At 65.2% G+C, this 15961-nt stretch carries 13 protein-coding genes and 1 tRNA gene; 4 read left to right on the top strand and 10 right to left on the bottom strand.

Annotation, left to right across the window (positions count from 1 at the left end; translation table 11 throughout):
• Positions 1-3: 3 nt before the first annotated feature.
• A complete protein-coding gene (locus KTJ89_RS08030) occupies positions 4-492 on the bottom strand; it encodes a DoxX family protein (protein ID WP_172171684.1) in 489 nt (162 codons plus the stop codon).
• Between the two features lie 69 nt (positions 493-561).
• The gene (locus KTJ89_RS08025; protein ID WP_259357331.1) at positions 562-1710 is read right to left on the bottom strand and encodes a CPBP family intramembrane glutamic endopeptidase; all 1149 of its coding nucleotides are present in this window, start codon (positions 1708-1710) and stop codon (positions 562-564) included.
• Between the two features lie 209 nt (positions 1711-1919).
• Between KTJ89_RS08025 and KTJ89_RS08020 the strand changes: the two genes are divergently transcribed.
• Positions 1920-3467: an APC family permease gene (locus tag KTJ89_RS08020; protein WP_259357330.1), complete on the top strand. Its 1548-nt coding sequence runs from the start codon at positions 1920-1922 to the stop codon at positions 3465-3467.
• A gap of 27 nt (positions 3468-3494) precedes the next feature.
• Here the strand turns inward: KTJ89_RS08020 and KTJ89_RS08015 are convergent, their stop codons facing one another.
• Positions 3495-4007 carry a GNAT family N-acetyltransferase gene (locus KTJ89_RS08015; RefSeq protein WP_259357329.1) on the bottom strand — a complete coding sequence of 171 codons (513 nt, stop codon included), beginning with the start codon at positions 4005-4007 and terminating at the stop codon, positions 3495-3497.
• Between the two features lie 130 nt (positions 4008-4137).
• Between KTJ89_RS08015 and argG the strand changes: the two genes are divergently transcribed.
• The gene (gene argG / locus KTJ89_RS08010) at positions 4138-5559 is read left to right on the top strand and encodes an argininosuccinate synthase (protein WP_139467983.1); all 1422 of its coding nucleotides are present in this window, start codon (positions 4138-4140) and stop codon (positions 5557-5559) included.
• A 240-nt stretch (positions 5560-5799) separates the two neighbouring features.
• Entirely contained in the window at positions 5800-6606 is an 807-nt protein-coding gene (locus tag KTJ89_RS08005; RefSeq protein ID WP_259357328.1) for a DNA alkylation repair protein, read from the top strand.
• Between the two features lie 34 nt (positions 6607-6640).
• On the opposite strand, the gene KTJ89_RS08000 is transcribed toward KTJ89_RS08005, so the two are convergent.
• Both KTJ89_RS08000 and KTJ89_RS07995 read right to left on the bottom strand, forming a co-directional pair.
• Entirely contained in the window at positions 6641-7366 is a 726-nt protein-coding gene (locus KTJ89_RS08000) for a hypothetical protein (protein WP_259357327.1), read from the bottom strand.
• A gap of 100 nt (positions 7367-7466) precedes the next feature.
• A tRNA-Arg gene (locus tag KTJ89_RS07995) sits at positions 7467-7539 on the bottom strand.
• Positions 7540-7913: 374 nt separating this feature from the next.
• On the opposite strand from KTJ89_RS07995, the gene KTJ89_RS07990 reads away from it, so the two are divergent.
• Positions 7914-9746 (top strand): phosphoenolpyruvate carboxykinase (GTP), encoded by a 1833-nt coding sequence (locus KTJ89_RS07990; RefSeq protein WP_172171692.1) that lies wholly within the window; start codon positions 7914-7916, stop codon positions 9744-9746.
• A 139-nt stretch (positions 9747-9885) separates the two neighbouring features.
• Here KTJ89_RS07990 and KTJ89_RS07985 read toward each other — a convergent pair whose 3' ends face one another.
• The 5 genes from KTJ89_RS07985 to KTJ89_RS07965 all read right to left on the bottom strand — a co-directional run bounded on the left by KTJ89_RS07985 (position 9886) and on the right by KTJ89_RS07965 (position 15945).
• On the bottom strand, positions 9886-10548 hold the full coding sequence (locus KTJ89_RS07985) for a hypothetical protein (RefSeq protein WP_259357326.1): 663 nt from the start codon (positions 10546-10548) through the stop codon (positions 9886-9888).
• 511 nt (positions 10549-11059) lie between these two features.
• A complete protein-coding gene (locus tag KTJ89_RS07980) occupies positions 11060-11293 on the bottom strand; it encodes a hypothetical protein (RefSeq protein ID WP_172171696.1) in 234 nt (77 codons plus the stop codon).
• Positions 11290-12699 carry an inorganic phosphate transporter gene (locus KTJ89_RS07975; RefSeq protein WP_172171698.1) on the bottom strand — a complete coding sequence of 470 codons (1410 nt, stop codon included), beginning with the start codon at positions 12697-12699 and terminating at the stop codon, positions 11290-11292. Before KTJ89_RS07975 ends, KTJ89_RS07980 begins: the two co-directional genes overlap by 4 nt.
• A gap of 265 nt (positions 12700-12964) precedes the next feature.
• Positions 12965-14380 carry an aspartate aminotransferase family protein gene (locus KTJ89_RS07970; protein ID WP_259357325.1) on the bottom strand — a complete coding sequence of 472 codons (1416 nt, stop codon included), beginning with the start codon at positions 14378-14380 and terminating at the stop codon, positions 12965-12967.
• 80 nt (positions 14381-14460) lie between these two features.
• Positions 14461-15945 carry a CoA-acylating methylmalonate-semialdehyde dehydrogenase gene (locus tag KTJ89_RS07965; protein ID WP_259357324.1) on the bottom strand — a complete coding sequence of 495 codons (1485 nt, stop codon included), beginning with the start codon at positions 15943-15945 and terminating at the stop codon, positions 14461-14463.
• Positions 15946-15961: the final 16 nt, after the last annotated feature.

The following is a 15961-nucleotide window of genomic DNA, read 5'->3' as shown; positions in this document are numbered from 1 at the left end:
GCCTCAGGCCTGCTTGAGGGCGTGCTTCTCGGCCTTCTTCGCAGCTTTCCTGGCAGCCTTTGCGGCCGCCTTGTCGATGGCCTTCTGGTTCTCACCGGCGCCGATGAGGAGCAGCAGTCCGCCGAGCGCGGCGAGGTTCTTCGAGAACTGGGTCTGGTGAGCCTTCGCCTCTCCGCCTTCCATCTCCCAGAAGGAGTGTCCGGCGAGCGTGGTCGGGATGAGGGACCCGGCGAGTGCGAGTGCCGAGAGGCGCGGCTTGATGCCCAGCAGCAGGGTGGTGCCGGCGAGGATCTGGACGCCGCCGTTGATGCGCACGAGCAGCTCGTTGTCGTCGGGCAGCCCGGGCACGTATTCGCGGATGGCGTCCAGGGTCGACTCGGCCATCGCTGCTTTGCCTGCCGGATCAGTGACGGCCGAGTATCCGCCGCTGATGAAGATCGGTGCGGTGAACACGCGTCCGGCGGTCTGCAGCAGCGAAGGTCCGAAGGTCATATGGGGCTCCTGTGGGTTTGGGATTCCGGTTGATCGGGTTTTGAGCCTAGCCGACGCCGGGGCCGAGCCTCAAGATTCGGCGCCGGCCTTCGCTTTGATGCCCAGTTCCGGCTGCTTGCGGAACTGGCCGGTGACGACGAGCACTGCGATGACGACCGCTGAGACGATCCAGCCTGCGACTCCGAGGAACGCGACAAGCGCCGGATCCGGAGTCGGCGCACCTGCATCGACGAACAGGCCCAACAACATGGCCCCGCAGCCGTTGAGTGCCGCATGGGCGAATACGGCCGGCCAGACGGATCCGGTGCGCAGGCGCAGCCAACCGAAGAGGACGCCGACCATGATGCAGCCGCCGACCATGAAACCCACACCGGCGATGTCGGGGCGGCCGAAGTTGTAGCCGAGCAGGATCAGCGGTGAGTGCCACAGCCCCCAGACGACGCCGATGATGAGCAGTGCAGGCCAGGTGCCCAGGGGACGCAGACTGGTGAGCAGCCATCCTCGCCAGCCGAATTCCTCGCCGATCGTGACACCGACATTGGCCACCGAGCTGACGAACATGAGCAGCAGGTAGATGGCGATGGCGGCGGCAGTCGGCAATGAGTCCGTGCCGGGAATCGTCTCCAGCTGCGCCGTGAACCCGGACAACCCGTCGAGGTCGAGGGCGAGCCATCCGAAGGCCGCGCTGACCAGGTAGCCGAGGACGACGAGCACCATGATCCCGAAGAAGGCGGCGATGGTCATCCCGATGACTCGGCCGAAGCTGCGCAGCGGCCAGAAGCCGAAGTAGCGCGGAGCACTGGCCAGGACCTCTCCCCTGGCACGGGCGCGGCGGCGCTGGACGATGGAGGCAATGATGCTCGCGATGAGCGGAGTGAACATCATGGCGCTGCCGCAGGCCAGAAGCAGAACGGGATCGCCGATCCCCTCCGCGGAGAACCACAGCGGCAGGCAGGCCAGCCAAGCGAGCCCGAATGCGGTGACGGTGAAGATTCCGATCTCGAGCCACGGGACCCGAGCGGGCACGACGGCGAGCGGCCGTCCTTTCGCGTCGACATCCTCGGCGGGGGTGTGCGATCCATCCATCGCCGAGGCGGCAGAACCGGGCATGGAATCCGTCGTTCCGGGCCGGTGGGGTTGGATAGTGGGTTGAGGTGATGGCTCGGTCGGTCCGGTCGCCTCGGCGAATCCGTTGTGACTGTGCGTCTGCGTGTTCACGGTTCCTCCTCGATCCTGCACTGTGCCCACCGATTCGGCGGTGGTCCGTGCCTGTGATTCCACGCTATGACTCGTCGTTGTTCGACACCTCCGCCGCGAGGATGAAATAGCAATCAGCCGCGCGGGCGAGAACGCTTCCGCAGGTGAGAATCGGAGATACGATGCGAACAGCACAGAATCAACGACGATTCGAATGAAGGAACATCACCATGTCCGATCTCCCCTCGAACGCCCACCACCCCGCAGGCGTTCACAACTCCACCGGCAACCGGGCCGGCGACCACCTCTCCGATTCCGACCATCTGGCCGTCCTCGGCTACGAAGATTCCTTCGAACGGTCGATGAGTCCGTGGGCGAACTTCGCCCTCGGCTTCACCTACCTCTCCCCTCTCGTCGGTGTGTATTCGCTGCTGGCAGTGGCGCTCTCAACCGGTGGTCCGCCCTCGATCTGGTGGATCGTCATCGTTGCCTGCGGACAGCTGCTCGTCGCCCTCGTGTTCGGTGAAGTCGTCTCCCAGTTCCCCATCGCCGGCGGAATCTACCCATGGGCCAGGCGGCTGTGGAGCAAGCGATATGCGTGGATGGCCGCATGGATCTACATCTGCGCACTCATCGTCACGATCACCTCGGTGGCGGAGTTCGGTGCCGGGTTCCTCGCGAGCCTCTTCGGCCTCGAACTCAGCCGCAACTCCACACTGTTCCTCGGCCTGGCGCTGCTGGTGCTGGCCTTGGCGATCAACTTCTCGGGCACGAAATGGCTGGCCCGCATCGCGCGCATCGGCCTCTTCGCCGAACTCATCGGCGTCATCGGACTCGGCCTGTTCCTGCTCATCTTCGAACGCAAGCACAGCTTCTCCGTCTTCTTCGACACCATGGGCACCGCCGGCGACGGCAGCTACTTGCCCGTCTTCATGGGAGCCGCAGTCGCCGGGCTCTTCCTCTTCTACGGATTCGAAGCATGCGGTGACGTCGCCGAGGAAGTGTCGAATCCGGCTCGCGGCATCCCGAAGGCGATGCTCATGACGATCCTCGTCGGAGCGGTCTCGGCCCTGTTCTCCTTCGGCGGGTACGTGCTCGCGGCACCGAATCTCGAGGAGATCGTCTCCGGTCAGGTCGCTGACCCGATTCCCGCGATCCTCGAGGGCAGCCTCGGTGCGGTGGGGGCGAAGATCTTCCTCGTCGTCGCTGTCCTCGCATTCATCTCCTGCGTGCTCAGCCTGCAGGCCGCCGCGTCGAGGCTGATCTTCAGCTTCGCCCGCGACGGAATGATGCCCGGACACCGGTGGCTGTCGAAGGTCACCGACGGGACGAAGATCCCGCACAATGCGCTCATCGTCGCCTGCACGGCACCCGCTCTGATCTGCGTGCTCATCTGGTTCAACGACGGAATCCTCGTCGCCGTGACCTCGTTCGCGATCCTCGGCATCTACCTCGCATTCCAGATGGTCGTCCTCGGGGCGCTGCGGCAGCGGCTGCGCGGGTGGAAGCCGGCGGGTCCGTGGTCGCTGGGCGGTTGGGGCATCATCGTCAATTTCGCCGCACTGGCCTACGGCATCTTCGCGATGGTCCTGCTCTCGCTGCCCGGCGACTCCGGATCGTTCTTCGCCGACTGGATCGTGCTCATCGGTCTGGTCGTCGTGCTTGTCGCCGGATTCATCTATCTGTTCACGGCACGTCCGGATCGGAAGTCCGACGCTCCCGAAGGTGACGCCATCGCCGTCGCCGAGGCGATCCGGGCACACCGCGCGAAGCAGTAACTCACGCGGGTGGGGCGCGGCCCCGGATCAGACCCCGAACTCTGGCGCGAAGGCCAGGGCGCCCGCGGGTACCTCGCCTCCCAGCGGCATCGCCATGAGCGCTTCGTCGGGAACGTCGACGTGCAGGGTGATGCCGAAGCCTGAGGCTGGGGTGAACCCGAAGCGCGGATAGTACTCGGGGTGGCCGAGGACGACGGCGAATGCCTCACCACGGCGGGCCGCCTCGGCGAGGAGCGCTTCGATCACCGCAGTGCCTGCGCCAGTGCGCTGGTGCTCGGGCCGTACGGAACAGGGCGCCAGGCAGACGCCTGGGGCCTCGCCGAGGAAGCAGCGGGAGAGCATCGCGTGGGCGATGACCTCACCTTCGAGCACTCCGACGAACGACAAGCCCTCGACCCCATTGCCGGATCCGCGGAGGGCGTCGACGAGTTCTGCCTCGTCAACCTGGCCGAATGCAGCTGCGGTCAACGCGTGGATCGCGTCGAAGTCGCCGGAAGTCTCAGGGCGGACGGTGAACTGAGGTACGGGAGGATTCGTCACCCGCTCACGATAGCAATCGTCGGGGCCGCCTCGGCGAGATTCCATCGCCTCACTCACCCCACTCACATAAAAATACATTCCAATGCATAACAATTCGACAATCGACGGAGACTCACGTTACGCTGGTGACATGTCGAAAGTACTGTCTTCGCTCCCAGTCGGTGAGCACGTTGGAATCGCCTTCTCCGGCGGTCTGGACACCTCCTGCGCGGTCGCGTGGATGCGCCACAAGGGCGCCATCCCGTGCACATACACGGCCGATATCGGCCAGTACGACGAGCCCGACCTGGAGTCGGTGACCGATCGCGCCAAGGAATACGGTGCCGAGATCGCTCGCTTCGTCGACGCCAAGCGCCTGCTCGTCGAAGAAGGCTTCGTCGCCCTCCAGTGCGGTGCGTTCAACGTCCGTTCCGGAGGCAAGACCTACTTCAACACCACTCCCCTCGGCCGCGCTGTCACCGGGACCATGCTGGTCCGCGCCATGAAGGAGGACGGCGTCGACATCTGGGGCGACGGCTCGACCTACAAGGGCAACGACATCGAGCGGTTCTACCGGTACGGCCTCATGGCCAACCCGAAGCTGCGCATCTACAAGCCCTGGCTCGACTCGGAGTTCGTCGACGAGCTCGGCGGCCGACAGGAGATGAGCGAATGGCTCGTCGAACACGGCTACCCCTACCGCGACTCGGCCGAGAAGGCCTACTCCACGGATGCGAACATCTGGGGCGCCACCCACGAGGCGAAGACCCTTGAGTTCCTCGACGCCGGACTCGACATCGTCGAACCGATCATGGGCGTCGCCGCCTGGCGCGATGACGTCGAGGTCAAGTCGGAAGAGGTCTCGGTCCGCTTCGAAGCCGGCCGCCCAGTCGCCATCAACGGCGAAGTCTTCGACGATCCCGTTGCCCTGGTCTTCAAGGCCAACGAGATCGGCGGCCGCCACGGGCTCGGCGTCTCCGACCAGATCGAGAATCGCATCATCGAGGCGAAGTCCCGCGGCATCTACGAGGCCCCGGGCATGGCACTGCTGCACGTGACCTACGAACGCCTGCTCAACGCCATCCACAACGAGGACACCATCGCCCTCTACCACGAAGAGGGCCGCCGCCTCGGCCGCCGGATGTATGAGGGACGCTGGCTCGACCCGCAGTCGCTCATGCTGCGCGAATCCATGCAGCGGTGGGTCGCCTCGGCGATCACCGGCGAGGTCACCCTGCGCCTGCGCCGCGGCGACGACTACACGATCGTCAACACCGAGGGCCCGAACCTGTCCTACCACCCGGAGAAGCTGTCGATGGAGCGTGTGGGCGACTCCGCCTTCGGCCCCGAGGACCGCATCGGCCAGATGACCATGCGCAACCTCGACATCGCCGATTCGCGTGCCCGCCTCGAGCAGTACGCCGCCATGGGCATCGTGTCCGGTCCGACCTCGGAACTCGTGGGCTCACTGGAGGCCGGCGGCGCCGAGGAGATCGCGAACTCCAACGCCGAGGTGGACGAGGCAAGCGACCTCGCCAACCTCTCCTCGGCCTTCGACGCCGGCACGGACTGAAGTCCTGACCGGACGCAGGGCCCGGACGGACTGAGGTCAGCCCGAACCGAAGGTCCCCAGAACTTCCGGAGACACTGCGCAGCATGAGACTCGCGGCCTCCGGTTGAGAACAGAGAACGGCCGGCAGGCGCGCTCCCCGATCATCGCGCTCGACGGAGTCCGCCTGTCGGCCGTTTCGCATTCACTGCGATCTGCAGCGCCTGTACCCACTGGCAGCGGGGCCATGGAAAGATTCACTCCATGAATTCCGATTCCCGGAACAAGGCCCACACCCTCGCCGAGGCGGTCGACCGAGATCTGCGCGCCCGTGGCGGCAGCGAACGGGCCCAGAAGGAAAGGGCCTACCTCAAGAGCGAACTCCTCCATTACGGGGTGAGCGTCCCGGATACCCGAACCGTCGTTCGCGCGGCATTGCGCGGAACAGCGCTTGGCCACAATGAGGTCATCGAACTCGCCCGACTCCTCTGGGCCGTGCCGATGTCGTCGGACGACTCGGCTGCGAGTGCCGGGCCGACAGACACAGGTGAAGGGGCGACAGGCCACCTCACACCCGTCCACGAACGTCGCGCCGCGGCGACGATGGTGCTCATCCAGTCGAAGGACCGCCTCGGCGGCGGGGATGCGGATTTCATCGAGGGCCTGCTCCGCGAGGCGAAGACCTGGGCGCTCGTCGACCCTCTGGCCGGGGACCTCGTCGGGCCGTTGAGCGAACGGGATACTGCCTTCGACCCCGTTCTTGAGCGCTGGGCGAGCGATGGGGATTTCTGGATTCGCCGCTCGGCCCTGCTGGCGCACCTGGTCCCGCTGCGGCACGGCCGCGGCGACTTCGACAGGTTCTCCCGATTCGCCGATGCGATGCTCGAGGAAAAGGAATTCTTCATCCGCAAGGCCATCGGCTGGGTTCTGCGCGACACCTCGCGCAAAAGCCCCGACCTCGTCTTCGACTGGATCCTCCCACGCGCCAACCGGGCCTCGGGAGTGACGATCCGAGAGGCCGTCAAACGCCTGTCGACTGAACAGCGAGAAGGTGTGCTTGCCGCCAGGTGATACAAGGCTCGGCCGCGAGCGACCCGAGTCCCCACTATCTGATCCTGCCCCTGCCGACCGGAGGGTGGCCGGGCAGTTGTCGTGCCGCGTCCTCGGGGTTGCCGGTCAGCTCGACGACTCCGCGATCGAGCGCGGCCTTGGCCAGCTGCGAATACCCCGCCGCCGAGGCGGCCCGAGCGATCGCCTCGACCGCCGACCTCGCGGACTGCCGACCGGTCCCTGAGAACCAGATCCAGCGGCCGTCGATCGACCGTGGAATCGGGTCGAGGGCCAGCGTGAAACGTCTGCGTCCGCGCCTGGCATCCTCGGCCGAGCAGGCGACGAAGTGGACACCGTTCTTCGTCCACCAGGACGCCCGCAGGGTCGACTGCGCGATCTGTCCCTGGAGTCCGACCTCTTTGAGATATCTGTTCGCGCCGGCGACCCCGGCAACGCTGCCGGGCGTGATCTGCTGATAGGGAATGGCGTAGGGACGAACCCCCGGAGCTACGGAGCCGACAAGGATCCCACGCTCGCAGACGATGAGCCGCTCACCCGAGAGATAGAGAAGGATCAGGCCGAACATCACCGCGAAGATGATGCCCGGAGCAACCGCCAGCAGCGGCGTCTCCCCCGGGTTGATCAATGTCAGAGCTGTGAAGATCACCCACCCGAGGACGAACCCCGTCACCGTCTTCAGTCCTGGGCGGTCGGCGAACACCTCGATAACCTCACCGAACTCCTCCCGGTGACGGCGGGCTTTCCTCAGCTCAGCACCCAACAGAACCCAACCTTCGGATCGACGCCCGGATCAGCCTGACTCCAGGCACACGAAAAAGTCCCTCACCAGCAATCCTGCCAGGTGAGGGACTCTCCTTCTGTGCGCCACGAGGGATTCGAACCCCCAACCTTCTGATCCGTAGTCAGATGCTCTATCCGTTGAGCTAGTGGCGCATGTCGCTCGGACTCACGCCCTGCAACTCGAACAACTATACACACCAGTTTCGCTGAAGCTCAAATCGCACCCACGTGCGCTTCGCCACATTCGCACTCACGGTCAGAGCCACCTCGGCGAGAGGGGATGAAATCGCAGATTTCAGCCGTCGATCATCGCCGAAACAAACCGTCAATCACTTGAAACGACACGTCATCCGATTGTTGCTTTTACGTCAATGACCCTCTGGCTGTGATCCAATGCACATCTTCGAGTGACCGAAACGCGCGTTTTTCGCTTCCGCTCCCATCCTACGGTGGATATGTACCAACCGCTCGACGGACGCCAGCCGCCGGAGACGAAACCCCACACCCGATTGACCAGGAGACCACTCATGACTGTCCTCGACCATGATGTCGTCGCTGACCAGCTGAAGAACGCACCGACCGAGAACAAGTCGGTGCTCTCGTTCGTCAGCCGGATCGCCGCCCTGACCACCCCGGACGACATCGTCTGGATCGATGGTTCCGAAGCACAGAAGAACGAGATCGCTGAGAAGCTCGTCGAAGCCGGCACCATCCAGCGCGTCAACGGCACCAAGGACTCCTACTACGCGGCTTCCGACCCCGAGGACGTCGCCCGCGTCGAGGGCCGGACCTACATCTGCTCCGAAGACGAGAAGGATGCCGGTCCACTCAACAACTGGGTCGCTCCCGCGGAGATGAAGGAAACGCTCAACGGTCTGTTCGAGGGTTCGATGCGCGGCCGCACCATGTACGTCATCCCCTTCGTCATGGGCCACGCCGAGGCGGACCAGCCGATGTTCGGCATCGAGGTCACCGATTCGGCCTACGTCGTCCTCTCCATGCTCGTCATGGCTCGCTCGGGCAAGTACGCCCTCGATGCGATCGACGCCCAGGACGCGAAGTTCGTCGAGTGCGTCCACTCCGTCGGCGCTCCGCTGGAAGAGGGACAGGAAGACGTCGCCTGGCCGTGCAACACCACCAAGTACATCACCCACTTCCCCGAGGACCGCGCCATCTGGTCCTTCGGCTCCGGCTACGGCGGCAACGCTCTGCTGGGCAAGAAGTGCTACGCGCTGCGCATCGCCTCCGCGATCGCCCGCGACGAAGGCTGGCTGGCCGAGCACATGCTCATCCTCAAGCTGACGAACCCCGAAGGCGTCGTCAAGTACGTCGCCGCGGCGTTCCCCTCGGCCTGCGGCAAGACGAACCTCGCCATGATCGAACCGACCATCCCCGGCTGGAAGGCCGAGACCCTCGGTGACGACATCGCTTGGATGCGCTTCGGCGAAGACGGCCAGCTCTACGCCGTCAACCCCGAATTCGGACTCTTCGGAGTCGCCCCGGGCACCGGCTACACCACGAATCCGACCGCGATGCGCGCCATCGAGGCCGGCGGCAACATCTTCACCAACGTCGCACTGACCGACGACGGTGACGTGTGGTGGGAAGGCAAGACCGACGAGGCACCTGCTCACCTCACCGACTGGAGGGGCAACGACTGGACGCCCGAGTCCGACACCCCCGCCGCTCACCCGAACTCGCGCTTCTGCACCCCGATCGCGAACGTGCCGACCCTGGCTCCCGAGTGGACCAACCCGAACGGTGTGCCGATCTCGGCCATCCTCTTCGGCGGTCGCCGCAAGACCACGATGCCGCTCGTGACCGAGACCAAGGACTGGACCCACGGAGTGTTCATGGGCTCGGTGCTCTCCTCGGAGACCACCGCGGCTGCCACCGGTGCCGTCGGCGTCGTCCGCCGCGATCCCATGGCGATGCGTCCCTTCATCGGCTACAACGTCGGTGACTACCTGCAGCACTGGATCAACATCGGCAACACCGAGGGCGCTCAGCTGCCGAAGATCTTCTACGTCAACTGGTTCCGCCGCGACGACGACAACTCGTTCCTGTGGCCCGGATTCTCCGAGAACTCGCGCGTTCTCAAGTGGGTCTTCGAACGCGTCACCGGCACCGCCGATGCTCAGGAATCCCCGCTCGGCCTCACCCCGGTCGAAGGCGGCCTGGACACCGAAGGCCTCGACTTCACCGACGAGCAGCTGCGCAAGGCTCTCGCCATCAAGCCCGAAGAGTGGGAGACCGAACTCGGGCTCATCGAGGAATGGTACGCCGAGCTCGGCGATTCGGTTCCGGCCGAACTCCGCGCCGAGGTCGACAACCTCCGCCAGCGCCTCGGCCTCGCCTGAGTCGTTTGGCTGAGTTGCCTAGCTGTGTGGCTAGCCTGAGTCGTTTGGTTTCATCGCTGACAGTCTGAGCCGTCCGTTCATCGACAATCCCCCAACCGCCGCCGAGGTGGTTGGGGGATTGTCGTGTTCCGGTCCGAGTTCAGCGATGCGCCGTATGCGCCACGTGAACCTCACGGAGAAATACCAACACATCACGCGGTTTCGCTTTGAGCTCCCTTGATACGCGATATGTGACCAACTCCGGCAACCTGACGTTGCCGATCAGCGCGTTCCGATGAGCGGTCACACCGCGGGCCGTGATCGTTACGACCAGTGCGTCCGGGAGCATCCCTTTCCTCCACTGGAACTCTCCCCCGATGTCGACGATGCCTGACCACGGCGTTGCGAACTGCCTGACCCGCCCGCCAGGCTTCCAGCATGAGGACTCCACACCCCATCTCGACACGACGAACTGTGGTCGCACAACGGGAAAGACAAAAGTCCACAACAGCGCTCCGACGCCGAACAGCGCCAAACCGATGGCGAAGACCGCAAGGAGGAAGAAGACCGGCCACCCGCCGAAGCCAGGGGACATCGGGTTCCAGGTCGAAGCGGGGGTGACGGTGAACGTGAGGATGATCGCTCCGACGAACAGCCAGCTGACGAGTGCGAGGGCGAAAATCTTGACTAGATTTGTTCGCAGTACGACGCGTCCATCGCGCCGCATTGCTGCATGCCATTGGTCGATGCGCCGGCGATCGGCTTTGGCGATTTCCTTCTGCAGATCGGCGGATTGCCGAGGATTGTGCGGTGGAGTTCTCACAGATCGAGTCTAAGCCGAGGCACCAGGGTCTCAGGAAAGCCACCCGCAGCTGCTTTCACTGAGCCGCCCCGATTCCAACGCTCGGGTATCCCGCACCGTCAGCGGCATAACTACACGGCAGTGGCACTTCCTCTCGTGACGCAGGGATGCTTCATGCACATAGTCCGGAGCATCCCTCACCGCTGCTGTCGCTAGGCACCGGTGGGAGCAAAACACCGTCGCAGCGGCACGTTGCACCATTGCAACTGTAGGCACAGCCACTAAGGGCGAGGGATGGTGCGCTAGAGGGTGTACGCGACGCTACCGGTGAGTGATGGTCGTCCAAAAGCAGCTTGCCGACGGCAAGCGATCGCTGCCTGAGCCGTCACGCGGGGATCACCCAGAGAGCTCAGGCGAGCACTTCAGAAACGACACGTGGCCTGCAGCACGGAGGCGTCAGGCGCCGTGGCGAGCACCCCAGAGAGTCCAGGCGAATTACTCCCGAAGCGTCAGACGGTCGGCCCCTGAAGTGTCAGGCGCCGTGGAGGGCCGGGACGATGAGGTAGACGCCGAGCAGCACGACTGCCCCGCAGATGCCGAAGACCGCCCAGTAGCCGACCGGCAGAGCCGAGCTGCTGCGGCCCTCCTCGACACGGTCGAGGTGCGCGGCGCGCATCCGCACTCCGACGGAGAACAGCGTGATGACGATGATGGCCGAGACCCATGTCGCGGCCGCAACGATGGCGAACGAACTCCACTCGATCATTTCGCGTCTCCCTTATCGCTCGCATCTGCCCGGCCCGCATCTGCCCCGGTGTTCGAGGCCCGGCCCGCATCGGCTCCGGAAGCAGATCCGGTCGACGATGAACTCGTCTTCGCAGCCTCGGCGGGAACCGCCCCGTTCTTCTTCGCATCGCGGTGGGCACGGCGCTTCTCTTTCGCCGCCTGCTTCTCCGCCCAGGCCTCGTATCGAGCTTCTCTCTTCTCCTGAGCACGTTTGCGGTTGCGGTCCTTACGCAGCTTGCGCTTGCGGCCGCGGATGTTGACGGCCTCGCCGACGGTGTCGAAGTTCGAGATGTCCGTCTCCTCGACCCGGCGGGAACTGAGGTAGATCCACAGCACCACGACCACGGCGACGACCGTGTCGACGACGACGCCGACCGTTCCCAAGTGAGCGATGCCGGCTGCGATCCCGCCGACGATCGCGGCGGCCGGAATCGTCAGCAGCCAACCGGAGGCGATACGTCCGGCCGTCGACCACTGGACATCGGCGCCCTTGCGGCCCAGTCCCGAACCGAGCACGGAACCGGAGGCGACTTGAGTCGTCGACAGAGCGAAGCCGAGGTGCGAAGAGGCGAGGATAGCCGCAGCCGTCGACGTCTCGGCCGACAGTCCCTGAGCGGGCTTGACCGTCGTCAGCTTCGTGCCGAGGGTGTCGATGATGCGCCAACCGCCGACATAGGTGCCCAGCGCGATCGCCAGAGCACACGCGGTGATCACCCAGATATGCGGGCCGGTGCCGTGCTCCTGCAGGTTCGCGGAGACGAGCACGAGGGTGATGACGCCCATCGTCTTCTGCGCATCGTTCGTTCCGTGGGCGAGCGCCACCAGCGAGGACGAGAAGATCTGCCCGTACTTGAACGGTGCACGGCGAGCGGTCTTGCCCTCCTCGTTGCGGCGAGTGATCGCGTAGGCGATCTTCGTGCACAGATAGGCGCTGAACCCGGCGATGAGCGGGGCGGCCAGAGCCGGGATGACGACCTTGGACAGGAACACTCCGTAGTCGACGGAGTTGAGTCCGGCACCGACGATGGCCGCACCGATGAGGCCGCCGAAGAGTGCGTGGGACGAGGATGATGGTAGGCCGAAGCGCCATGTCGCCATGTTCCAGATGATGGCGCCGATGAGGCCGGCGAGGATGAAGTCGGGAGTGATCTGGACTCCCCCGCCGCCTTCCTTGATGATGCCGCCCGAGATGGTCTTGGCCACCTCGGTGGAGAGGAAGGCACCGACGAGGTTGAGGATCGCGGCAAGCGTGACCGCCGTCTTCGGTTTGATGGCCCCGGTCGCGATCGGTGTGGCCATGGCATTGGCCGTATCGTGAAAGCCATTGGTGAAGTCGAAGAACAGTGCCAGTGCGATGACGAGCACGACGACGAAGATGATTTCCACTAATCGACCTTGGGTGTAGACACTATTCGGACCGTGGATGATGCAGCTGACGGCCAGCCATCACTATCCCGCAGAAGTCTACCCACAGATTCAACCGCTCTTCACCCGCAATTCGACCCTACTCCACCTGATTCACCTTTTGTTCACTTTTGACGTGCGCAAACGGGCCCCGCCCGGCTGAGAGTGCAATAGCACTCACATTCCGAACGGGGCCCGAAACCAGCAATCCCTCGCCGAGGCGATGCCCCCTTCTCGCGGGACGAATCTACTCCGTGACGTACCGATCCGCGACGTCGAGTGCCCGATCCAGGGCGGCGAGTCCGAACCTGACGTCCTCATCCGGGGTGTTCAGCGGCGGCACGACGTGGATGCGGTTGAAGTTCGCGAACGGCAGCACGCCGTCGGCTTTGAGCGCTGCGATGATCTCGTTCATCTCCGGTGAGCTGCCGCCGTAGGCCGCCAGCGGCTCCTTCGTCGACCTGTCCTTCACGAGCTCGATGGCCCAGAAGCAGCCAAGACCCCGGACATCCCCGACCGAGGGGTGGCGCTGCGCCATCTCCTGCAGAGCCGGACCGATGATGTCCTCGCCGAGGCGGTCCGCATTGGCGATCATCCCCTCGTCCTCCATCGCGGTGATCGTCGCGACCGCTGCCGCGCAGGCGAGCGGATGTCCCGAGTAGGTCAGTCCGCCCGGGTAGGCCCGGTCGCGGAAGGTCTCGAAGATCGCATCCGAGATGGCGACCCCGCCGAGCGGGACGTATCCGGAGTTCACGCCTTTGGCGAAGGTGATGAGGTCCGGGGTGACATCCCAGTGGTCGAGGGCGAACCAGCGGCCGGTGCGGCCGAACCCGGCCATCACCTCGTCGGCGATGAAGACGATCCCGTACTTCGCCGTCAGTTCCCGCACGCCTTCGAGATAACCGGCCGGCGGGGCGTAGATCCCCGCGGTGCCCGGCACGGTCTCGAGGATGAGGGCCGCGATATTGCCGGGCCCCTCGAGGGTGATCATGTCCTCGAGGTGGGCGAGCGCCCGCTGCGTCTCCTCGGCCTCGGACGACGAGTTGAAGTACGACCGGTACGGGTAGGCGGGCATGAAGTGGACGATGCCCTCAGCGGAGTAGTCGTTGGCGAACCGGCGCGGGTCGCCGGTGACGTTGACGGCCAGCTGCGTGCCGCCGTGGTAGCTGCGGTAGGCCGAGAGCACCTTCGTCCGACCGGTGTGCAGTCGGGCCATCCGGATCGCGTGCTCGTTCGCGTCGGCTCCCCCGTTGGTGAAGAACACATGATCGAGGTCGCCCGGGGTGCGTTCGGTGATGAGTCGGGCCGCCTCGGAGCGGGCGTCGTTGACGTGCTGCGGCGCGATGGTGCACAGCTTGCCGGCCTGTTCCTGGATCGCCGCGACCACACCCGGGTGCTGATGGCCGATATTGGTGTTCACCAGCTGCGATGACATGTCGAGCAGCTTCCGGCCCTCGCCGTCCCAGACGTAGGGACCTTCGGCGTCGACGATCGTCATCGGCTGGAACGGCCCCTGCGCCTGCCAGGAGTGGAAGACGTGCGCCCGGTCGAGCTCGTGGGCGCGGCGCCCGGCCTCGAGGAGGTCGGGGTCGATCCGGTCGGCGCCGGTGCTTTCAGTATCGAGGTGCGATTCGGTGAGCGGGGAATCCGCGGTGGTGGTCATGTCAGGGCTCCTTCGCCGAGGTGGTTCGTCGTTGTGTGAACGTCCGCCCCGGGTCGGGGCGGACGTCCGTGGTGGTCGGTTCAGTCGTTGGTCGGGAATCCGAGGTTGAGGCCGCCGTGGCTGGGGTCGAGCCAGCGGGAGGTGACGACCTTCCCGCGGGTGAAGAAGTGAACTCCTTCGTCGCCGTAGGCGTGGGTGTCGCCGAACAGCGAGTTCTTCCATCCGCCGAAGGAGTAGTAGCCGACGGGGACGGGGATGGGCACGTTGATGCCGACCATGCCGACCTCGACCTCGTTCTCGTACCGGCGGGCGGCTCCGCCGTCGTTGGTGAAGATCGCGGTGCCGTTGCCGTACGGGTTGGCGTTGATGAGATCGATGCCTTCGTCGTAACCGGGGACGCGGACGACGGCGAGCACGGGCCCGAAGATCTCGTCGGTGTAGATCGACATGTCGGGGGTGACGTTGTCGAAGAGGGTCGGGTTGAGGAAGAATCCCTCGGCCGGGGTGTTCTCTCGGCCGTCGAGGACGACGGTGGCTCCCGCCTCGGCGCCGGCATCGATGTAGCCGGCAACCTTGTCGCGGTGGGCGGCGGTGACCAGTGGTCCCATGTCCGGCTCGGTGGCACCGTCACCCACGCGCAGTGTCTTGGTGCGTTCAGCGATCTTCGCCACGAGCTCATCGGCGATGGAGTCGACAGCGACGACCACGGAGATCGCCATGCAGCGCTCACCTGCGGCGCCGTAGCCGGCGTTGACGGCGGCGTCGGCGGCGAGGTCGAGGTCCGCATCGGGCAGGACGAGCATATGGTTCTTCGCTCCGCCGAGCGCCTGGACGCGCTTGCCGGTGGCGGTGCCGTTCTCGTAGACGTATTTTGCGATCGGGGTCGACCCGACGAAGGACACCGAGGCGACCTCGGGGCTCTCGAGGATCGTGTCGACGGCTTCCTTGTCACCGTGGACGACGTTGAACACGCCATCGGGCAGCCCGGCTTCCTTCCACAGCTCGGCGAGCCAGTTCGCGGCCGAGGGGTCCTTCTCCGAGGGCTTGAGCACGACGGTGTTTCCGGTGGCGATGGCCACGGGGAAGAACCACATCGGGACCATGGCCGGGAAGTTGAAGGGAGAGATGATCGCGGAAACGCCGATCGGCTGGCGCAGGGAGTGGACGTCGATGTTCGTCGAGGCGTTCTCCGTATGACCGCCGCGCAGGTGGCCCGCGATGCCGCACGCGAATTCGACGACTTCCTGGCCGCGGGCGACCTCGCCGAGAGCGTCGGAGACGACCTTGCCGTGTTCGGCGGTGATGATCTCGGCCAGTTCCTGCTTCCGAGCGTTGAGCAGTTCGCGGAAGTTGAAGAGGACAGCGGTCCGCTTAGCCAGGGACGTGTCGCGCCAGGCGGGGAACGCGGCGGATGCTGCGGCGATCGCCGATTCCACGGTGGCCTTCGACCCCAGGGCCACCTGGCCGCTGACGACTCCGGTGGCCGGGTTCGTGATATCGCCGAGGCGGGTGTCGGTGTCCGCGGTGACGGTCCGTCCGTTGATCCAGTGGGAGAGCGTTGCCATGAAGAGTCCTTCTGCG

This window comes from Brevibacterium sediminis, from assembly GCF_024895295.1.
In the GTDB taxonomy this organism is placed as follows: Bacteria; Actinomycetota; Actinomycetes; order Actinomycetales; family Brevibacteriaceae; genus Brevibacterium; species Brevibacterium sediminis.
This window is presented reverse-complemented; position numbering and strand designations above follow the sequence as displayed.